This is a genomic window from Nonomuraea sp. NPDC001699 (genome assembly GCF_053596455.1).
The window spans coordinates 220,259-239,224 of record NZ_JBSFGF010000012.1; the positions used below are offsets into that span (position 1 = coordinate 220,259).

The 18,966-nt window shown below is 72.1% G+C and carries 24 protein-coding genes and 1 riboswitch; of the genes, 14 read left to right on the forward strand and 10 right to left on the reverse strand.

From position 1 onward, the window contains the following. Positions 1-33: 33 nt before the first annotated feature. Genes ACWCSU_RS32215 through ACWCSU_RS32245 form a run of 7 tightly spaced genes read left to right on the forward strand, consistent with a single transcriptional unit; the run spans position 34 to position 3,004 of the window. Complete coding sequence (locus tag ACWCSU_RS32215) at positions 34-525, forward strand: Asp23/Gls24 family envelope stress response protein (RefSeq protein WP_397038025.1); 492 nt, start codon at positions 34-36, stop codon at positions 523-525. Next, positions 522-848, forward strand: coding sequence for an Asp23/Gls24 family envelope stress response protein (locus ACWCSU_RS32220; protein WP_357697640.1), 327 nt, complete (start codon positions 522-524; stop codon positions 846-848). Before ACWCSU_RS32215 ends, ACWCSU_RS32220 begins: the two co-directional genes overlap by 4 nt. Then, positions 845-1,033, forward strand: coding sequence for a hypothetical protein (locus ACWCSU_RS32225; protein ID WP_357697638.1), 189 nt, complete (start codon positions 845-847; stop codon positions 1,031-1,033). Before ACWCSU_RS32220 ends, ACWCSU_RS32225 begins: the two co-directional genes overlap by 4 nt. Beyond that, on the forward strand, positions 1,030-1,410 hold the full coding sequence (locus ACWCSU_RS32230) for an Asp23/Gls24 family envelope stress response protein (protein WP_357697636.1): 381 nt from the start codon (positions 1,030-1,032) through the stop codon (positions 1,408-1,410). Before ACWCSU_RS32225 ends, ACWCSU_RS32230 begins: the two co-directional genes overlap by 4 nt. Continuing rightward, a complete protein-coding gene (locus ACWCSU_RS32235; RefSeq protein ID WP_449940003.1) occupies positions 1,407-2,069 on the forward strand; it encodes a DUF6286 domain-containing protein in 663 nt (220 codons plus the stop codon). Before ACWCSU_RS32230 ends, ACWCSU_RS32235 begins: the two co-directional genes overlap by 4 nt. Next, positions 2,066-2,632 carry an alkaline shock response membrane anchor protein AmaP gene (locus tag ACWCSU_RS32240; RefSeq protein ID WP_364085080.1) on the forward strand — a complete coding sequence of 189 codons (567 nt, stop codon included), beginning with the start codon at positions 2,066-2,068 and terminating at the stop codon, positions 2,630-2,632. Before ACWCSU_RS32235 ends, ACWCSU_RS32240 begins: the two co-directional genes overlap by 4 nt. Before the next feature lie 24 nt (positions 2,633-2,656). Next, complete coding sequence (locus ACWCSU_RS32245) at positions 2,657-3,004, forward strand: antibiotic biosynthesis monooxygenase family protein (RefSeq protein ID WP_357697630.1); 348 nt, start codon at positions 2,657-2,659, stop codon at positions 3,002-3,004. Here ACWCSU_RS32245 and ACWCSU_RS32250 read toward each other — a convergent pair. Then, positions 3,001-3,597 carry an HD domain-containing protein gene (locus ACWCSU_RS32250; protein ID WP_357697628.1) on the reverse strand — a complete coding sequence of 199 codons (597 nt, stop codon included), beginning with the start codon at positions 3,595-3,597 and terminating at the stop codon, positions 3,001-3,003. The genes ACWCSU_RS32245 and ACWCSU_RS32250 overlap by 4 nt on opposite strands. Positions 3,598-3,736: 139 nt before the next feature. Between ACWCSU_RS32250 and ACWCSU_RS32255 the strand changes: the two genes are divergently transcribed. After that, complete coding sequence (locus ACWCSU_RS32255; protein WP_449940007.1) at positions 3,737-5,368, forward strand: heparinase II/III family protein; 1,632 nt, start codon at positions 3,737-3,739, stop codon at positions 5,366-5,368. Here ACWCSU_RS32255 and ACWCSU_RS32260 read toward each other — a convergent pair. Further along, positions 5,365-6,096, reverse strand: a complete 732-nt coding sequence (locus tag ACWCSU_RS32260) for a PIG-L family deacetylase (RefSeq protein ID WP_357697624.1) — start codon at positions 6,094-6,096, stop codon at positions 5,365-5,367. The two genes, ACWCSU_RS32255 and ACWCSU_RS32260, sit on opposite strands and share 4 nt — an antisense overlap. An 83-nt stretch (positions 6,097-6,179) precedes the next feature. Between ACWCSU_RS32260 and ACWCSU_RS32265 the strand changes: the two genes are divergently transcribed. The 3 genes from ACWCSU_RS32265 to ACWCSU_RS32275 are packed head-to-tail and all read left to right on the forward strand — an operon-like array spanning position 6,180 to position 7,342. After that, the gene (locus tag ACWCSU_RS32265; protein ID WP_449940009.1) at positions 6,180-7,037 is read left to right on the forward strand and encodes a phosphotransferase; all 858 of its coding nucleotides are present in this window, start codon (positions 6,180-6,182) and stop codon (positions 7,035-7,037) included. A 42-nt stretch (positions 7,038-7,079) separates the two neighbouring features. Next, a complete protein-coding gene (locus tag ACWCSU_RS32270) occupies positions 7,080-7,220 on the forward strand; it encodes a hypothetical protein (protein ID WP_357697620.1) in 141 nt (46 codons plus the stop codon). After that, positions 7,217-7,342, forward strand: a complete 126-nt coding sequence (locus ACWCSU_RS32275; protein ID WP_357697618.1) for a hypothetical protein — start codon at positions 7,217-7,219, stop codon at positions 7,340-7,342. The genes ACWCSU_RS32270 and ACWCSU_RS32275 overlap by 4 nt, the downstream gene beginning before the upstream one ends. A 137-nt stretch (positions 7,343-7,479) precedes the next feature. Here ACWCSU_RS32275 and cimA read toward each other — a convergent pair whose 3' ends face one another. Further along, a complete protein-coding gene (cimA, locus tag ACWCSU_RS32280) occupies positions 7,480-9,057 on the reverse strand; it encodes a citramalate synthase (RefSeq protein WP_357697617.1) in 1,578 nt (525 codons plus the stop codon). 195 nt (positions 9,058-9,252) lie between these two features. After that, on the reverse strand, positions 9,253-9,897 hold the full coding sequence (locus tag ACWCSU_RS32285; protein ID WP_364085113.1) for a DsbA family protein: 645 nt from the start codon (positions 9,895-9,897) through the stop codon (positions 9,253-9,255). Between the two features lie 134 nt (positions 9,898-10,031). Here ACWCSU_RS32285 and ACWCSU_RS32290 point away from each other — a divergent pair, with 134 nt between their 5' ends. Next, the gene (locus tag ACWCSU_RS32290; protein WP_357697613.1) at positions 10,032-10,679 is read left to right on the forward strand and encodes an O-methyltransferase; all 648 of its coding nucleotides are present in this window, start codon (positions 10,032-10,034) and stop codon (positions 10,677-10,679) included. A gap of 63 nt (positions 10,680-10,742) precedes the next feature. Here the strand turns inward: ACWCSU_RS32290 and ACWCSU_RS32295 are convergent, their stop codons facing one another. Continuing rightward, positions 10,743-11,840, reverse strand: coding sequence for a branched-chain amino acid aminotransferase (locus ACWCSU_RS32295; RefSeq protein WP_357697612.1), 1,098 nt, complete (start codon positions 11,838-11,840; stop codon positions 10,743-10,745). 189 nt (positions 11,841-12,029) lie between these two features. Further along, positions 12,030-13,076 carry a 3-isopropylmalate dehydrogenase gene (locus ACWCSU_RS32300; RefSeq protein ID WP_357697610.1) on the reverse strand — a complete coding sequence of 349 codons (1,047 nt, stop codon included), beginning with the start codon at positions 13,074-13,076 and terminating at the stop codon, positions 12,030-12,032. A 99-nt stretch (positions 13,077-13,175) separates the two neighbouring features. Further along, a riboswitch (cyclic di-AMP (ydaO/yuaA leader) is annotated at positions 13,176-13,329 on the forward strand. A 30-nt stretch (positions 13,330-13,359) separates the two neighbouring features. Here ACWCSU_RS32300 and ACWCSU_RS32305 point away from each other — a divergent pair. Next, complete coding sequence (locus ACWCSU_RS32305; protein WP_357697608.1) at positions 13,360-13,914, forward strand: C40 family peptidase; 555 nt, start codon at positions 13,360-13,362, stop codon at positions 13,912-13,914. Here ACWCSU_RS32305 and ACWCSU_RS32310 read toward each other — a convergent pair. Further along, entirely contained in the window at positions 13,898-14,890 is a 993-nt protein-coding gene (locus ACWCSU_RS32310) for an NAD(P)-dependent alcohol dehydrogenase (protein WP_449940016.1), read from the reverse strand. The two genes, ACWCSU_RS32305 and ACWCSU_RS32310, sit on opposite strands and share 17 nt — an antisense overlap. Before the next feature lie 177 nt (positions 14,891-15,067). Here ACWCSU_RS32310 and ACWCSU_RS32315 point away from each other — a divergent pair, with 177 nt between their 5' ends. Beyond that, positions 15,068-15,694, forward strand: coding sequence for a DUF2306 domain-containing protein (locus ACWCSU_RS32315; RefSeq protein ID WP_449940018.1), 627 nt, complete (start codon positions 15,068-15,070; stop codon positions 15,692-15,694). Here the strand turns inward: ACWCSU_RS32315 and ACWCSU_RS32320 are convergent. The 3 genes from ACWCSU_RS32320 to ACWCSU_RS32330 all read right to left on the reverse strand — a co-directional run bounded on the left by ACWCSU_RS32320 (position 15,667) and on the right by ACWCSU_RS32330 (position 18,936). Continuing rightward, complete coding sequence (locus ACWCSU_RS32320) at positions 15,667-16,344, reverse strand: response regulator transcription factor (RefSeq protein ID WP_364085124.1); 678 nt, start codon at positions 16,342-16,344, stop codon at positions 15,667-15,669. The genes ACWCSU_RS32315 and ACWCSU_RS32320 overlap by 28 nt on opposite strands. A 64-nt stretch (positions 16,345-16,408) precedes the next feature. After that, the gene (locus tag ACWCSU_RS32325; protein ID WP_449940020.1) at positions 16,409-17,536 is read right to left on the reverse strand and encodes a sensor histidine kinase; all 1,128 of its coding nucleotides are present in this window, start codon (positions 17,534-17,536) and stop codon (positions 16,409-16,411) included. A 113-nt stretch (positions 17,537-17,649) separates the two neighbouring features. Beyond that, the gene (locus ACWCSU_RS32330; protein ID WP_449940023.1) at positions 17,650-18,936 is read right to left on the reverse strand and encodes an ROK family protein; all 1,287 of its coding nucleotides are present in this window, start codon (positions 18,934-18,936) and stop codon (positions 17,650-17,652) included. Positions 18,937-18,966: the final 30 nt, after the last annotated feature.

An 18,966-nucleotide genomic window follows, 5' to 3' on the forward strand; every position in this document is an offset into this window, starting at 1 on the left:
ACTTCTAGGGGGTGATGGAACGTGCCGGACACGATGGTCAACCAGACCTCTGCCGTACCGCGGGCCAGAACACAGGACGGCGGATCGGCGAACCCGCTGGTTACCGACAAGGGCACGACGAGCATCGACGACGTCGTCGTCGCCAAGATCGCCGGGCTGGCCGCACGCGAGGTCTCCGGCGTGCACGCCATGGGCGGCGGCGCCGCCAGGGCGCTCGGCAGCATGCGCGGCATGGTCGGCGGGGAACGCAGCGTCGCACAGGGCGTCTCGGTCGAGGTGGGAGAACGCCAGGCGGCCGTGGACATGGACCTGGTCGCCGAGTACGGCACCGCGATCCCGGACCTGGCCGCCGCCGTGCGCAGGAACGTCATCGCGGCGGTCGAGCGCATGTGCGGCCTGGAGGTGACCGAGGTCAACATCAGGGTCGACGACGTGCACCTGCCCGGCCAGGACCGCGACAAGGACAGGGAAATGGGCGACGGTCGCCGCGAGGTCATCGAGCAGCCGGAGCCCCGGGTCCAATGACCCGGCCCGACGCCCCCGCCTGTGGCAGGGCCGACACCGAGACCGACGCCGAGGCGGAGGCCGAGGCGCTGGCCGAGCTCGTGCGGGCCTGCCCAGGGGTGGCGGGGCTCTCCGGCGGCCCGTTCGGGACGGTGGCGACGTACCTGCGCGGGGAGCGGGTCAGGGGCGTCTCGACCGGCGGGGACGTGGTGGAGGTCGCCATCGTGGCGACCCTGGAACGGCCGCTGCCCGAGACCGCCGAGGACGTCCGCCAGGCAGTGTGGAAGCTGACCGGCGGGCGTCCCGTCAACGTACGCATCGACGACGTGGTGGAGGAACCATGAGCAACGTCCCTTGGCTGCCGGTCATCGGCATGATGGTCGGCATCATCCTCGGATTCGCGGGGGCCTTCGGCGGCCTCGGCGCGTTCCTGCTCGTCCTCGTGCTCGGCGCGGTCGGCTTCCTGGTCGGCAAGATCGCCGACACCGGCGAGCTGAACCTGTCGGGCCTGACCGCGAGGCGGCGATGACGCCGATGATCACGACCGCTCCCCAGGTGACGGTTCCCCGGCAGCGGCTCGCGCCGGGGGACGAGCCGGAGCGGCGGGGCCGTACCGAGATCGCCGACCGGGTGGTCGCCAAGATCGCGTGCTGCGCGGCGCGGGAGGTTCCCGAGGTGCGCGACGTGCAGCTGGGCGGCGTGCCGTGGACGCGTTCGTCCAGCGCCGAGGTGCGCGGCGAGCGGGCCACCCTGAAGCTGAACGTGACCGTCGCCTACCCTGCCCCGCTGCACGCCGTGGCCGCGCGGCTGCGGGAGCACGTGCGCAACCGGGTGGCCATGCAGACCGGCCTGAACGTCACGCGCCTCGACGTGATCATGACCGATCTGGCGGGAGGCCCGGAATGACCCGCCCCCTCCCGCCCGAAGAGCCTGAGGAGGCGCGGGGGGCCGTCCCGGCGGACGGGGCCGGGGCCCATCGGGGCTGGGCGGAGGCCGTGCCGCCGCGCGACAAGGGGGCCGACCGGGCCGCGGTGCGCGCGTTCCGGCCGCAGCGCCGGGCGCCCGCCATCGTGGTCGCCGTCCTGCTCACGCTGCTGGGCCTGCTGGTCGCCGCCGAGACGGTGTCCGCGCTGGTCGGCAGCCCGTTGCGGTGGCTGCCATACGACCGGATGCTGGCGTGGGCGTCCACGACGCCGTGGTCGCACCCGCTGGTCCTGGCCGGGGCCGCGATCGTCGCGCTGATCGGCCTGGCGCTGCTGGTCACCGCCCTGGTGCCGGGACGGCCGCGGATGGTCCCCGTACGGACCGGCGACCCCGACCTGATCATCGGGGTGCGTCCCAAGAGTTTCACCAGGGCTTTGGAGCACGCCGCCGAGGAGGTGCCGGGGGTGCGCTCGGCCCACGCCACCCTGCGCGGCCGCACGGTCGCCGTCACCCCCGCCACGTCCGGCTGGGACGACGAGGGCTTCGGCCACGCCGTGCGCGAGGCCGTGCTCACCAGGCTCGCCGGGCTGGACCCGGTGGAGCCGTACCAGGTGGCGGTCAACGTCAAGGAGCGGCGATGAACAGGCGGACCGGGCGCGGCAACCGCTGGGGGCTGGCCCTGGTCGGCCTGGTGCTGGCCGTCCTCGGCGGCCTGACGCTGGCCCGGGGCCTGCTGGGGCCGTCCACGCCGATCGTGGACGCGGGCACGCGCGGGTTCTTCGCCGGCAACAGCCCGCTCGTGTGGTGGGTCGTGGCCGCCGTGTCGGTCCTGGTCGCGCTGCTGGCCCTGCGCTGGCTGGTCGTGCAGGGCCGCAGGGACGCCCGCACCCGGCTGCGCCTGGAGAGCGGCCCGGACGGCGTCACCGAGATCGCGGCGGGCGGGATGGCCCACGCGGTCGCCGCCGACGTCGAGGCCAGCCCCGCCGTCCTGAACGCCGACGCCGACCTGGTCGGCCCGCGCGGCCACCCCGAGGTACGGCTGCGCGTGGCCGCCGACGAGGCCGCCCCGATCGCCGAGCTGAGCGAGCACCTGTCCAGGGTCACCCTGCCGAACCTGCGGGACGCGCTGGACAGGGATCACGTGCCGGCGGTGGCCCGCGTTAGCCTGGAGCCCTCACCTGCGACGCAGCGGGTCGTGCGCTAAGGCTTCGCCGAGAGGGGTCCTCCGTTGTCCATCGTGAAGATCAACGTCCTGACCGTGCCCGACGAGATGCGCGAGGAGCTGGAGAAGCGCTTCTCGGGCCGGGCCGGGATGGTGGAGTCGGCCGACGGGTTCGAGTGGTTCGAGCTGCTGCGGCCGGTCGAGGGCACCGACCAGTACCTCGTCTACACGCGCTGGCGCAGCGAGGAGGACTTCCAGACCTGGCAGCAGGGTCAGGCGTTCCAGCGCGGCCACGCCCAGGCCGCCGCGGCCGCCGGGCAGGGGCAGGGGCACGGCCACGGGCAGGGCCCGGCGGCGACGGGCTCCCAGGTGTGGAGCTTCGACGTCGTGCAGAGCGCCGGGCCCAAGGGTTAGGCGTCGAGCGGGTTGTTCGCGATCCGGTCGGCGGCCCCGTTGCGGACGAACCGGCCGGCGATGCTCGACGGCTTGCGCGCCCCCTGGTCGGCGATGCAGGCGGCGAACTCCTTGGCGATCTCCAGCCGCGGATGGCGCTCCAGAACCTCGCGCCGCACGCCGTCGGGGATGTCCTCGGTACGCCGTCCGGAGATGTCCATGCCGGTGGAGAGCTCCAGCAGGTGACCCTCCGGGTCCTCCTCCAGCGGCACCTCCTCCCACATGTGCCGGACGATCACCTCGGAGGCGCGCAGCCGGCGCTCGGGCGACCAGCCGGCCCCCGCGCAGAAGGCCCAGGCCACATGGCCGCCGGCCTCCTCGAAGGGCACGGTCTGGCTGTCGAACTCGGCGACCAGGCCGAGATCGTGCAGCATCGACGACACGTAGAGCAGCTCGGCGTCGAAGTCGATCGCCCTGCTCTGGGCGTACGCGGCGGCCCACAGGTAGGCGCGCACGGAGTGGTTGAGCAGCGAGGGCGTCTGGTAGCGCGTGGCCACCTCCAGCGCACCCCGGCAGGCCGGCGTGTCAGGGATCACGATGTCGTCGTATCTCACGGATTCAGCATGACATCCGCGCTGCCGCAGGCACCGGTGCGCATCGGGCCGTTAACGATCCGGTACGCGACTTGACCGCTTGATCGTGATTCCGAAAGCATGTCCCGCCCTCACTTCTTTGTCCGGAAGGAACCCTGGCGTGCGCCGGCTCGCGATACCTCTTGCCCTCATGCTCGCGACCAGCGGGCTGGTGAGTCCCGCGCAGGCCGCCGACAAGGTGACCCGCACCGCGCAGTGCCAGGGAGACTGGCTGCCGGGCACGCCGACGGCCGAGGACGTCATGAAGGGCGAGATCTCCCTGGTGGGGCTGCCGGCGTACAAGCTGGGCAAGAACGTCGACTGGGGGGCGAGCCCGTACCGGAACCGGTCGTGGGAGTTCGTCTTCCAGTCGCTGCGCTGGATGGGCACCCTGGTCGTGGCCTACGAGAACACCGGCGAGCAGCGTTACCTGGATCGTGCCACCGAGATCACCAAGGACTGGGTGGCGAGCAACCGGCGCGGCGCCGCCGCGACCAAGCCGTACGTGTGGAAGGACCACCCCGTCTCGCTGCGCACGCAGCCGCTGCTGTGCCTGAGCATGCACGTCAAGGAGAGCTGGCTGAAGGACAGCCTGGCCGACCACGCCAAGCTGCTGTCGGACGCGCGGTTGTACAAGAAGGGCCACAACCACGGCATCGACCAGGACATCGCCCTCATGGGCATCGGCTGCCGCTACGGCCGCTCCGACTGGTCGAACCTGGCCTCCAGGCGGCTCACCGGCACGGTCAAGCTGGACGTCGACTCTCAGGGCGCGCTCATGGAGCAGGCCCCCCGCTACGCGGTCTACGTGTACGGCCGCCTCCAGGTCGCCATGACCAACATGAAGGCCTGCGACCGCAAGGTGCCGTCCGAGATCAGCCGGCGGGCCGAGGCGCTGAAGGACTTCATCGCCCACTCCACGATGCCCAACGGCTACATGGCCCCGATCGGCGACGGCAGCGCCGAGACCGAGCCCAAGATGGAGACCGGCACCCCGAAGCAGAAGGTCAAGGTCTACAAGGCCGGTTACGTCTACGGCCGGACGGCCTGGGGCAAGCCGGACTCGTCGTACTACTCGATCAGGTTCGGCCCGGGCATGAAGTTCCATGGGCACGAGGACCACCTGGGCGTCACGTACTACGCCCAGGGCCACGACATCCTCATGGACGGCGGCTTCCACTCCTACGAGAAGAGCGCCTACCGCTACTGGACGCTCTCCCCCGAGGCGCACAACGTGCCGACGGTCGAGGGGGCCCGGTTCCGGCCGCGCACCTCGTCCAAGCTGACCAAGACCTCCTACGGCAAGGACCGGCAGGCCTTCCGGCTCACGGACAAGGCCTACGGCGTGAGCCGGACGCGTGCGGTGCTGGTGAACCACGGCCAGGACCTGATGGCGGTGCTCGACACGGCCTCCGGGGGCAAGAAGGTCAGGAACCTGTGGCGGTTCGCGCCCTCGTACAAGGTCGTCTCGAACTCCGGCGGCAAGGTGGTGCTGGCCGACGGCGCCTTCAAGGTGACGCTGATGCAGTTCTCCGCGTGCCGCCGGGTCGGCGGGCAGAAGGTGGAGCGCGGCGGCAAGCTGGGCTGGGTGTCGCCCACGTACCTGGCCAAGGAGGCCACCAACGTGGTGGTGTCGCCGGCGGCCAGGTCGCTGCTGACGGTGATCGTGCCGGGCACCGACTCGCCGAAGGTGTCGTGCTCGGGCGGCAAGCTCAAGGTCGAGGGCCAGACCCTCTCCGCCGGGCTGCTCTAGAACGCGATCCGGCGGTACCACTCGTTGGACAGCATCTGGGCGCGGGCCCGCTCCGGCAGCCCGGTCAGCATGGTCATCGACGCGCCGCGCCCGACCTCGGACTCGTGGGCGAGCATCGCCGCCCACTTGCGCTCCGACCAGCGCGACACGTCGATCGCGGCCGAGACCTGGTCGTCGGGGACCCCGGGCAGCGCCTGGCCCGGCTCCGGGTCGGCGCCGAAGACCGCCCGCCAGTGTGACGTCACGACCGAGCGCGGGACGGTCGCCAGGTAGAGCGCGTGCGGCCGCCAGGGCTCGCCCGCGTCGCGGTGGAGCTGGTCGTACCCGGCCGCCTCGACGGCGGCCAGGGTGACGCGGTGCACGTGGACGTGGTCGGGGTGGCCGTAGGCGCCGAAGCCGTCGTAGGTGAGCACGACGTCGGGCCTGACGTCCCGGATGTGCTCGACCAGCAGGCCCACCGCCTCGTCGAACGGCACGTCGAGGAAGCGCGGGCGGCCGGGGGCGGACTCGGGCTTGTTCGCGTCGGCGAAGCCCAGCAGCCGGGGCTTGCCCGCGCCGAGGATGTCGAGGGCCCGTTCCAGCTCCTGCGCGCGCTGGGTGCCCTCGGCCCACGTGCAGGTGACGACGGCCGTCCGCGCGCCCTCGTCGGCGTATTTGGCGAGGGTGCCGCCCGTCCAGATCGCCTCGTCGTCGGGATGGGCGTGCACGCCCAGCACACTGAAGCTCATGGATCACCATCGTATGGAGGCCGGGCACCACTCCGGCCCCACGTAGGCTTGGGCGGAACATCCGGCGCGGAAGAAATGACCCGATGAGCGAGCCCGTACCCCCTGATCTGCTGGAGATCGCCGACGCGCTCGTGCCCGGCGCTCCTCTCGACACGGCGCGGCTGGCCCGTGGCGGGATGCACGACGTCGTCCTGGTGCCCGAAGTGGCGGCCGTGCGGGTCGGCCGGCGGCCGAGCGTGTCCGAGGCGCTGCCGCGGCGGACCGAGCTGCTGCGCGCGATCGGTGCCGCCGGGCTGCCGTTCGCGGTGCCCGAGCCGCTGACGCCGGTGACGACGTTCGGGGAGCGCGCGGCCGTGGCGGTGTCCTGGGTGCGCGGCGCCGGGCACGACGCCGGCCAGGGCGACCCGGGGCTGATCGGCGAGCTGCTCGGGGCCCTGCGCGAGCTTCCGGTCACCCCGGAGCTGCGTGCCCTGCTGCCCGCTCCGCGCGCGTACGCCGGGCCGGCGAGCTGGAGCACGATCCTCGCCGAGGAGGTGCTCCCCCGCTTCCCCGCCAGGTGGCGCGACGAAGGGCGGCGACGCCTGGACGACGCCCTGGCCCTGGAACCCGTCCCCGACGCGCTGGTCCACGGCGACCTGGTCGGCGACAACGTCCACTGGGACGAGAACGGCAAGCTGGTCGGCGTCCTCGACTGGGACCGGGCGCACCTGTTCGACCCGGCGATCGACGCGGCCTTCATGGGCTGGCACGGCTGGCACACCCTGCGCGACGCCGTCGACGCCGGCACCTACCGGCGGGCGGTCACATGGGAGCGCGCGTTCGGGGTCAACCAGCTCGTCGCCCTCCTCGTGCTCGGCGGCGAGCCCCTGACCCTCGCGGACAGCTTCACGACCCACGTCGTCGCCTGGCTGGACGAGGGCGGCGGCCCGGACCGGCTCTAGTCGGCCCGCTCCCGCGCGACCGGCATGCGGATGATCGCCGTCGTGATCGGACCGGCTCCCACGGCACCGGGCCGCATGGTCAAGGCGTTCCTGGCGAGAAGCGCGGCCTCCTTGGACGCCGACTTCGCCACCGATGTCGCCGCAGCCCGCGAGGCGTTCGACGACGAGATGAGGGACACGTGACCCGACGCCTGATCCTGGACACAGGGGTGCTCATCGCAACCGCGCGCGTCGTGGTCACCATGGACGCCTCCGCCGCGTTCGACGATCTCCCCGGCGTACGGGCCGTGGTCCTTCCTCACTGACACCCGGCGGCGCCCAGCGGTCCGCCACCGGGCCCGCCCGGCTCACCCCTCGCCCCGCGACCCCGACCGAGGGCCGCCCCTTCAGGAGGTCGGCCCTCAGCCGCGAAGCCCGCTCGGAGCGAGCGTCGCCTCGGGGGTCAGCCGCAGTCGCGGCCCGCGCGCAGCAGGCCGTACGTGACCGCCTGCTCCAGCGCCTGCCAGGAAGCGTCGATGATGTTCTCGGCCACCCCCACCGTCGCCCACTCGGCGGTGTCGTCGCTGGAGGTGATGAGGACGCGGGTGACGGCGTCCGTGCCGTGGGTGCCTTCGAGGATGCGGACCTTGTAGTCCACCAGCTCCAGCTTGGCCAGCTCCGGGTAGAGCTGCTCCAGCCCCTGCCGTACGGCCTTGTCCAGGGCGTTGACGGGGCCGTTGCCCTCGCCGGTGGCGACGATGCGCTCGCCCTTGGCACGCAGCTTGACGGTGGCCTCGCTGACCAGCTCGCCGCCCTTCGTACGCTCGACGATCACCCGCCACGACTCCACCTCGAAGTGCCGGCGGCGCTCCCCCTGGACGGTGTCGCGCAGCAGCAGCTCGAACGACGCGTCCGCGGCCTCGAAGGTGAACCCCTGCGACTCCAGCTCCTTGACCCGCTCGACCAGCGTCTTGGTGTGCTCCGGGGTCAGCTCGTAGCCCAGCTCGCGGCCCTTGAGCTCGACGGAGGCGCGGCCGGCCATGTCGGAGACGAGCATGCGCATGTCGTTGCCCACGGCGGCCGGGTCGATGTGCTGGTACAGGTTGGGGTCGACCTTGATGGCGCTGGCGTGCAGCCCGGCCTTGTGCGCGAAGGCGGACATGCCGACGTAGGGGGCGTGCGAGTTGGGGGTGACGTTGGTGACCTCGGTGATCGCGTGCGCGATGCGGGTCATGTCCGCCAGCGCCTCCTGCGGGACGAGGTCGAAACCGCGCTTGAGCTGGAGGTTGGCGACGACGGTGAAGAGGTTGGCGTTGCCCGAGCGCTCGCCGTAGCCGTTGGCGCAGCCCTGGACGTGCGTGGCGCCCGCCTTGACCGCGGCGAGGGTGTTGGCGACGGCGCAGCCGGTGTCGTCGTGGCAGTGGATGCCGACGCGGGCGCTGGTCTGGACGGCCGCGTGCACGGTCTCGGCCAGCTCGTCGGGCAGCATGCCGCCGTTCGTGTCGCACAGGGCGATGACGTCGGCCCCGGCTTCGGCGGCGGTCCGCAGGACTTCGAGCGCGTAGGCTGGGTTGGACTTGTAGCCGTCGAAGAAGTGCTCGGCGTCGAGGAAGACTCGCTGTCCCTCCGCACGAAGGTGAGAGACCGTGTCGCGGATCATCGCGAGGTTCTCCTGGAGAGTCGTGCGGAGGGCCAGCTCCACGTGCCGGTCGTGGCTCTTGGCGACAAGGGTCACGACCGGCGCGCCGGATTCGCGCAATGCGGCTACCAAGGGGTCGTCGGCGGCCTTCACACCGGCCCGGCGGGTCGCGCCGAACGCGGCGAGCTGCGCGTGCTTCAGGTCGAGCTCTGTTCGAGCGCGCCTGAAGAACTCTGTGTCCTTGGGGTTGGCGCCCGGCCAGCCCCCCTCGATGAAACCGACGCCCAGGCTGTCCAGGTGCCGCGCGATGGCGAGCTTGTCGACGACGGTGAGGTTGAGTCCTTCCTGCTGCGCGCCGTCGCGCAGAGTCGTGTCGTAGACGTGGAAGCGGTCGTCGGCCATGAGTCTCTTCTTTCGGATCCGTGTCCTGGAAAACAAAAAGACCCCTCACGGACGTGAGAGGTCTGCGCGCTGGCGGTGTCCCTGTGTCAGCCAGCGCGCCTGCCGATAATGAGCAGACTGTAGAACATGGTGCCTGCCAGTCTGCCACAGGGATTCACCATCTGGCACATCGGTCTCACCTCGTGGACACGACCTTTACACTTGCACGCCGGTGCCGCCGACGATGACGCGTTCGAGCGCCGCCGGGTCGAACACCTCGTTGCCGAGCTGCTGCCCGTTGAGCAGGACGGTCGGCGTGCCCTGGATCTGGATCTTCGCGGTCTCCGCCAGGTGCGTCTTGGCGTACGACTGCGAGGTCACGCACTCGTCCACCGAGGCGCCCGCCTTCCTGGCCGCCGCGACCAGCTCCTGCACGGTGAAGCCCGAGGCCGTGCCGTGCGGGGCGGGCTGCATCGCGTAGAGCGCGTCCCTGAAGGCCAGCCAGTTCTCCTCCGGCATGCACCGGGCGGCGGCCGCGGCCCTGATGGAGTTGGAGCGCATGGGCTCGTCCTGGAAGATCGTCACGGGGTGGAAGACGACCTTGAGCCTGCCCTCCTTGGCCAGCTTCTGGATCGTACCGTCGACCTTGGAGTGCATCTCCTTGCAGATCGGGCAGTCGAAGTCCTCGTACACGTCGAGCACGGGCGCGTCGCTGGACCTGTCGGCCAGGACCATCGAACCGTCGAGCTGCCTGGTCAGGCGTACCGACCCGGCCGTCTCACCCGGCTCCGAGAACGCCAGCACACCCAGCACCACCAGGGCCGCACCCGCGACCACGACCGCAATCAACCGCTTCATCATCCGCCCATTTCCCCGCTCACCGATCGCGCAGACCCTACCAACGCCAGAACCACTCTCCGGACGGCCGCCCGGCGCGGCTCCCTCATTGGTACCTGATGACGGTGAGAGAACGCTGTGAGGAGAGAATGACCTTCATGAAGGCGAACCTCCTCGACCCCGCGGTGGGCCGGTACATCCTCGACCACTCCACCCCGCCCGACTCCCTGCTGGAGGAGCTGGCACGGGAGACGGCCGAGGCGACGGGCGACCGCGCCGGCATGCAGATCTCCGCCGACCAGGGCCGGTTCCTGACCATGCTCACCCAGCTCGCGGCCCCGGCCGTGGCGGTCGAGGTGGGCACGTTCACCGGCTACTCCTCGATCTGCATCGCGCGAGGGCTGTCCGGCGGGCGGCTGCACTGCTTCGACGTGAGCGAGGAGTGGACCTCGATCGCCCGGCGCTACTGGGAGAAGGCGGGCGTGACCGACCGCGTCTCGCTGACGCTCGGGCCCGCCCTGGAGACGCTGGCCGCCTTCGACGAGCCCGTCGACCTGGCCTTCCTCGACGCCGACAAGGGCAACTACCCCGGCTACTACGAGCTGCTGGTCGAGCGGCTGCGGCCGGGCGGCCTGCTGCTGGCCGACAACACGCTGCGCAGCGGGCACGTGGCCGACCCGGCGCACGCGGAGCCGACGACGGTGCAGATCCGCGAGTTCAACGACCTGGTGATCGAGGACCCGCGGGTGAGCGTGGTCGTGCTGCCGATCGCCGACGGGATCACGATGATCAGGAAGAACCACTAGCCCCCCTTGACCACGGGATCCCGGCGGTGGCCGGCGGCTGAACGCCGGCCTCCCGGGCACGCCCTAGGCGATCTTGTGGATCCAGCCGCGGGTGTCGGGGCGGGCGCCGTACTGGATGCCGACGAGCTCCTCGCGCACCCGCATGGTCACCGGGCCCGGGGTGCCGTCGGCGATGGTCCAGGAGCGGTCGGCGCCCCTGACCGAACCCACGGGGGTCACCACGGCGGCGGTGCCGCACGCGAACACCTCGGTCAGCTCGCCGGCGGCGCAGGCGGACTCCCACTCGTCCACCGAGATCAGCCGCTCCTCGGTCTCCAGGCCGAGCTCGTCGGCTAGCTCCAGGATCGACTCGCGGGTGATGCCGGGCAGCAGGGTGCCGGTGAGCGCCGGGGTGACGAGCTTGTTGCCGAAGACGAAGAACAGGTTCATCCCGCCCATCTCCTCGACGTACTCGTGCTTGTGGGCGTCGAGCCAGACGACCTGGTCGCAGCCGTTCTCGACGGCCTGGCGCTGGGCGACGAAGGCGGCGGCGTAGTTGCCGCCGCACTTGGCGAAGCCGGTGCCGCCGGGCGCGGCGCGCGTGTACTCGGTCGACAGCCACACCGAGACGGGCTTGATGCCACCGGCGAAGTACGAGGCCGCCGGCGAGGCGATGACCATGTACTTGTAGGTCTTCGACGGGTAGTTGACGCCGAGCCCGGCCTGCGTGGCGAACATGAACGGACGCAGGTAGAGGCTGTGGCCCTCGGTGGTCGGCACCCACTCCTTGTCGGCCGAGACCAGGAGCTCCAGCGACTCCACGAACGCCTCCTCCGGCAGCTCCGGCATGGCCATGCGCTCGGCCGAGCGGTTGAAGCGGGCGGCGTTCGCGTACGGACGGAAGGCCACGATCGAGCCGGAGATCTGCCGGTACGCCTTCAGTCCCTCGAAGAGCTCCTGCGCGTAGTGGAAGACCGAGGTCGCGGGGTCGAGCAGGAGCGGCCCGTACGGCAGGAGCGCGGCGTCGTGCCACCCCTGGCCCTCGGTGTAGTCGATCGTGATCATGTGGTCGGTGAAGACCTGCCCGAACCCGGGGTTCGCCAGTACCTGCTCCCGCTCGGCCGCGGTGCGAGCGTGGTCGGAATGCTGCACGTCGAAGCTGAGCTTCTGAGCGATGGTCATGACGACGGTCCTTACTCTCTGCGAATCTACGATCCTGAAAGCTACTGCCCACGAGCAGTATTCGTACTTCCTATTGTCTTGCCATTTGGGATGGCAAGAGGCAGTTGGGATGGGTTCAACCCTCTGAACGCCAAAAAGCGCCTGGCAGTCCTCGTCGGGACCGCCAGGCGCGTACGGGGCTAGACGGTCCTAGCCGGATACTCGCGCGGAGATGTCGTCGCCGATCTCGCTGGTCGAACGGCCGGCGCGGCCGGTGACGCGCTCGGCGATGTCGGCGGCCACGGCCTGCTCGACCTTGGCGGCCTCGGCGTGCAGGCCGAGGTGGTCGAGGAGCATGCCCACGGACAGGATGGTGGCGGTCGGGTCGGCCTTGCCCTGACCGGCGATGTCGGGCGCGCTGCCGTGCACCGGCTCGAACATGCTCGGCGAGGTGCGCTCGGGGTTGATGTTGCCGCTGGCCGCCAGGCCGATGCCGCCGGCGATCGCGGCGCCGAGGTCGGTGATGATGTCGCCGAACAGGTTGTCGGTGACGATCACGTCGAAGCGCTCGGGCTGGGTGACGAAGAACATCGAGGCCGCGTCGATGTGGCTGTAGTCGGTGGTGACGTCGGGGAACTCCTCGGCCACGCGGTTGACCGTGCGCTGCCACAGGTCGCCGGCGAAGGTGAGCACGTTCGTCTTGTGGACGAGCGTGAGCTTCTTGCGGGGCCGCGACTGCGCCTTCTGGAAGGCGTAACGCACGACGCGCTCGACGCCGTGGGCGGTGTTCAGCGACTCCTGGGTGGCGATCTCGTGCGGCGTGCCGCGCCGCATGACGCCGCCGGTGCCGGCGTAGAGGCCCTCGGTGCCCTCGCGGACGACGACCATGTCGATGTGCTCGGCGGTGGCGCCGGCCAGCGCGGTCTCGACGCCGGGGAACAGCTTGACCGGGCGCAGGTTGACGTAGTGGTCGAACTCGAACCTGAGCTTGAGCAGCAGGTCGCGCTCCAGGATGCCCGGCGGCACGCTGGGGTCGCCCACGGCGCCGAGCAGGATCGCGTCGTAGCCGCGCAGCTCTTCGAGCACCGCGTCGGGCAGCGTCTCGCCCGTGCGGTGGTAGCGGGCTGCGCCCAGGTCGTAGTGGGTGGGCTCGATCTTCGTGCCCACGGCCTCCAGGGCCTTGAGCCCTTCGGCTACGACCTCGGCACCGATGCCATCCCCGGGGATGACGGCCAGGCGGATGTTACGCGACTCCATGGGCGGTACCTTACCGGCTCGTCTCGGCTGACGAACACATCATCTCAATCTCCGGACAATCCGTTTTGGGGGGATTGCGACCTTTTGACCGTTTCGTTAGAGTCCGACGAGCCTAATCCACGCAGCCGCTGCGTGGAGCCGGGGACCCATCTTTCCCCCCGGGGCGAATCGGCACCGCTCTCAAGCACCGCCGTAGGGCTACTTCCAGGCCCGAGCCCGTCAGCTAACCCGGCCGGCCACGTGGAAGGACAGTCCCCTGTCTAGCATCGCCATTCTCCTGGCGGTGGCGGCGGGCGGAGCGGGTCTCGCGCCCGCCGCTCCCGTCGCTCCCGCCGACCCCACCCCCGCCATCACCCTCACCGGCCCCCAGGTGAAACAGGTCCAGGAACGGCACGTGCCGAAACCGGCCTGGAAGGTCGCCCTCGAATACGCCATGGACAAGCGCGGCACCCCGTACGTGTGGGGCGGCGCCAGCGAGCGGGGCTACGACTGCTCGGGCCTCATGCTCCGGGCCTACGAGGACGCCGGCATCGAGCTCCCCAGAGTCGCCGCGGATCAGTACGGCGCCTTCTCCAAGAAAATCGCCTGGAAGGACCTCAAACCAGGCGACCTGGTGTTCTTCAGCGGCCTCGGCCACGTCGGCATGATCTCCAAGCCCGGCTACATGGTCCACTCCCCCCACACCGGCGACGTGGTGAAGGAGGAACGCCTGTCGCAGTGGCGCAGGCAGGCCTTCGTCGGCGCGGTACGCCCCGACCCCAAGGGCGTCAAGCGCTGGGCCGACTACGCCCAGCTCCGCAAGGCACCGGCCCCCGCCATGCTCACCGCGACCCTGTGACGACGACCTTCCCCGGCGAGTGTCCCTCCTCCTGGTAGCGGACGGCCGCCGGGATCTCGCCGAACGGGAAGGTCCTGTCGATGACCGGGGTGACCTCCCCCTGCTCGATCAGCCCGGTCAGCGTCAGCAGGTTCGCCCTGTTGCTCCCGCAGCGGACCACGTCCGCCCTGACGATCCGCTGCGGGACGAAGGACGCCGACGCCAGCGCGGCGAACATGTGGCCGGCCGGCTGCACCCAGCGGCCGGCCGGCCCGCCGACCAGCACGTACGTGCCCTTCCTGGTCAGCACGCGACGGCAGTCCGACAGCCGGCGGCCGCCCGCCACGTCGATGAGGAGGTCGAAGCGCCGGCCCGAGGCCGCGAAGTCCTCCTTGGTGTGGTCGACGACGTCGTCCGCGCCGAGCGAGCGGACCAGGTCCGCGTTGCGCCCGCCGCACACGCCGGTGACGTGGGCCCCCATCGACCTGGCGAGCTGCACGGCGAACGTGCCCACACCGCCGGACGCGCCGTTGACCAGCACCTTCTGGCCCGGCTGCACGCGTCCCTCGTCGCGCAGCGCGATCAGCGCGGTGTTGGCCGCCATCGGCACCGCCGCCGCCTGCTCGAACGACAGCCCCCGCGGCTTGGGGGCCACCTCGTCCTGCCGCAGGCAGACGTACTCGCCGAAGCCGCCCCGCAGGGACATCGCGTACACCTCGTCGCCGGGGCGGAACAGCGTGACGTCCTTGCCCGCCGCCTCGACCTCCCCCGCCACGTCGGCCCCGAGGACGGCGATGCTGGGCCGCAGCAGCCCGACCCCGCCGCCCATGACCCGGGCCAGGTACGGCTCTCCCCGCATGAAGTGCCAGTCATAGGGCTGCACGGACGTGGCCCGCACCCGGATCAGCACCTCGTCGTCGCGCGGCACGGGCCGCTCGACCTCGGTCAGGACGAGCTGGTCGGGCGAGCCGAACCTGCGCAGGACGTAGGCCTTCATCGTTTCCTCCCTCGTGGATGTGCCGTCAGTGTGGGCGCGACCTGCGCGGACGCTCAACGGTCGAAAGGCGACGGCTCGATGGCCGAAAGTACGACGGCCCGTCCCGCCGATGGTGCGAACAGGGAGGGGCCGTCCGCGCGATGACCCGGCACGGCCGCGGCCGTCACGCTCTTCCCCATGAGATGGATCGCACCTGCCGGGCTGCTCACGCTCAGCGTCGTCCCCCTGGTCGCCGGCGCCCTCCGGGTGACCGAGCTGGCCTCCGGCGCCGCCGTCACGGCCGACAACGCGCGGTTCTTCGCCATGCCCGTGCCGGTGCTGCTGCACATCCCGGCGTCGCTGGCGTTCTGCGTCCTCGGCACGTTCCAGTTCCAGGCCGGGTTCCGGGCCCGGCGGCCCGGGTGGCACCGGGTGGCTGGGCGGGCGCTGGTGGCGTCCGGGCTGGTCGCGGCGCTGTCAGGGCTGTGGCTGACGCTCTTCTCCGACCTCCCGGCGGGCGACGGCACGCTGCTGGCCGCCTTCCGGCTGCTGTTCGGGACGGCCATGGCCGCCTGCCTCCTGCTCGGCCTGGCCGCGATCCGGCGGCGCGACGTCGCCCGGCATCGGGCCTGGATGACGCGCGGGTACGCGATCGGGCTCGGCGCGGGCACGCAGGCGTTCACCCTGGCGTTCGGGCTGGCCGCCTTCGGGCCACCCGGCGAGCTGGGCCGGGCGCTGCTCGTCGGCGCGGGCTGGGTGATCAACCTGGCGGTGGCCGAGTCGATCGTCCGCCGGGGTCAGGTGCGTACGCGGTCGGTCTCGTAGGCCCACATGGCGATCTCGACGCGGTTGCGCACGCCGAGCTTGGTCATCAGGCTCGCGACGTGGCTCTTGACCGTGCTGAGCGAGATGTGCAGCTCGGCGGCGATCTCGCTGTTGGTCCGGCCGCGGGCCACCGCGCGCAGGATCTCCTCCTCGCGGCCGGTGAGCGCCTCGACCGGCTGCGCGGGCGCCTCGGTACGCCCGGCCCCGGCGAACGCGGCCAGCAGGCGCGCGGTCACGCTCGGGGCGATGAGCGCCTCGCCGCCGGCCGCCGCGGTCACCGCCTGGGCGAGCAGCGCGGGGCCGGCGTCCTTGAGCAGGAAGCCCCTGGCTCCGGCGCGGAGGGCGGCGTAGACGTACTCGTCGAGGTCGAAGGTGGTGATCACGACCACCGCCATGGGGTCGGCGACGTCGGGCCCGGCCAGCTGCCGGGTGGCCGCGATGCCGTCGAGGCCGGGCATGCGGATGTCGAACAGGCACACGTCGGGACGCAGGCGGCGGGCCAGCTCGACGGCCCGCCTGCCGTCGCCGGCCTCGCCGACGACCTCGATGCCGGGCTGGGCGTCGAGGATCATCCTGAGCCCGGTGCGGGCGATCTCCTGGTCGTCGGCGACGAGCACCCGGATGGCCCCGGCCTCCCGCTGCTCGGTCACGCGGGCTTCCCCTGGTCGGTCACGCGGCCTCCCGTCGGTCGGTCATGCGGCTGCCGCTGGTCGGTCATGCGGCTTCCCTGGGCAGGACGGCGGTGACCGTCCAGCCCCGGTTGGGGTTGGGGCCCGCCTCGCAGGTGCCGCCGAGCAGGGCGGCGCGTTCGATCATGCCGATGAGACCGTAACCGGGGGCGGCGACGCCACCGGCGCGGTCGCCGTCGTCGCTCACGGTCAGGCGGACGGCGGCGTCGTCGGCGGTGACGCGGACGGTGATGTGGGTGGCGTGGCGGGCATGCCGCCGGGCGTTGGTGATCGACTCCTGGGCGATGCGGTAGAGCGCGGCGCCCGCCGACGGCGGCAGGTCACCGAGCCCGTCCGCGACCTCCACCTCGACGGCCGGGCCGACCCGCGGGCGGCCGGCGAGCTGCCGCAGGTCGTCGAGGTGGCGGCCCGGGGCCAGCTCCGCCGGCTCGTTCCTGCGCAGCACCCGGACCATGGCCCGCATCTCGGCGAGCGTGCGCGACGCCTCGGCCTCGATCACCCGCAGCGCGTCGGTGGCCGCGCCCGGCTCGGAGGCGGCGGTGGCCAGGCCCGCCTGGGCGCGGATGGCCATGGCCGAGACGTGGTGGGCGACGGTGTCGTGCAGGTCGCGGGCGAGCTGTTCGCGTTCGAGCAGTTTGACCTGGTCGAGCTCGCGCAGCCGCGCGCCGGCCCGGTACCGGAAGGCGCTGCCCAGCCCGACGGTCGCGACCAGCACGCCCAGCGCCGGGACGACGTCGCCGATCGCCATGCGGCCGGAGGCCAGCGACAGGCCGACCGCGACGAGCCCCGCCGCCATCCCGATCCCGGCCTCGCGCCCCGAACCCCACCGGAACAGCGCGTAGAGCACGATCGTCACGAAGACCAGCGTGTACGTCTCCACCGGCTCGCCGCCGGTCAGCAGCGGGGCCAGGGTGGTGACGCCGAAGACGAGCGCGACCATGAGCAGCGGCCTGGTCCGGCGCCACAGCAGCGTGGGGATCAGCGCGACGGTGACGGCTGTCGAGACCACCGGCCACCGGAGGTCGGGCCGCAGGACGCCCTCGATCACCGCGGCCGGCACGAGCGCCGCGACGAGCGCCCAGTCGCGCCACACCCGCACCGGCGGGCCAGGGGGACGAGGCTCGCGCCACACGGAACGAAGGAGGCCGGCCACCCCCACATCGTAAAGGCGCCCCCCACCCTCCGCAGAGCCCAAACCCCCACCAACCCCCCGCAAGGCACGCCACCCGAACACGCCGCCCCTCCGAAGGGTCCGGGGGCCGGGGGTCAGTGTCTGCGGGCGTCGAAGATGAGGTCCCAGGCGCGGGACTTGGCGTGGGCGACCGCGCCCAGCAGGACGCCGCTGTCGCCGAGCACGCTGGCCACCACCCGCGGGCGCAGCGGCCCGAGCTCGGCGATGCGGCGCTCGACGGACGCGCCCAGCAGGTCGAGGTTGCGGCCCACTCCCCCGCTCAGCACGATCACCTCCGGGTCCAGCACGGCGGCCACCGCCACCAGCAGCCCGCCGATGCGCCGCCCCTCGGCCTCCACCACCGACCTGGCCGCCTCGTTCCCGTCGGCGGCGGCGGCGAAGACCTCCCTGGCCGTCTCCAGCTCCAGCCCCGCCGCCCGGGCGGCGCGCACGACACCCGGGGCGGAGGTGACGGCCTCGGTGGCCCCGTGCGCGAACGCGTCGGCACCGTGCACGTACGAGTCGGCACCCTGGGCGAACGAGTCGGCACCCTGGGCGAACGCGTCGGCACCCTGGGCGAAGGAGTCCCCGCCCTCCACGAAGGAGTCGGCGCTCTGCGCGGCGGCGGCGGTGGCCGGTTCTTCGGCGGCCGGGACGTAGGAGACCTCCCCGGCCGCCCCCCGCGCCCCCACGTACAGCTCGCCGTTGATCACGATGCCCATGCCGACGCCCGTGCCGATGGACACCAGGGCGAAGTTGGCCTTGCCGCGGCCGGCCCCGTGGGCGTGTTCGCCGACGGCGGCCAGGTTGATGTCGTTCTCGATGACGAGCTCGACGCCGAGGGCCGCGCGCAGCCGGTCGGCCAGGTCCGGCGGGCCGGGCAGGTTGGGGGCGAAGTCGAGGCCGCCGCGGACGGGGTCGTACACGCCGGGCGAGCCGACCACCGCGCAGGTGATCGTGCGCCACTCGACCTCCGCCTCGCGGGCCGCCGCCCTGGCCAGCTCGCCCACCAGCCCGGCCAGCTCGGCCGAGGTACGGGCCGTGTTGCGCCCGTCGGTACGCCCCGCGAACGTGCCGCGCAGGTCGGCCACGGCCACCCGGATCCAGTCGCGGCCGATGTCGATCCCGGCGACGTGGGTGGAGGCGGCGTTCATGTCGTAGAGCGAGGACACCGGGCCGGGCCGCCCGGACACCTCCCCGACCAGGTGGACCAGGCCGTCCTCCGCCAGCCCGGCCAGGGCGGCCGAGACCGTGGGCTTGGACAGGCCGGTGCTCTTGGCCAGGTCGGCGCGCGAGGCCGGGCCGTGCTCGTGGAGCTGGTCGAGCAGGCGGCGCTCGTTGAGCACCCGCAGCAGCCGTGGATTGGCCAGGTCGCGTCGCATGTCCGGCCTCCCTCCGAGGTGCACTCTAGC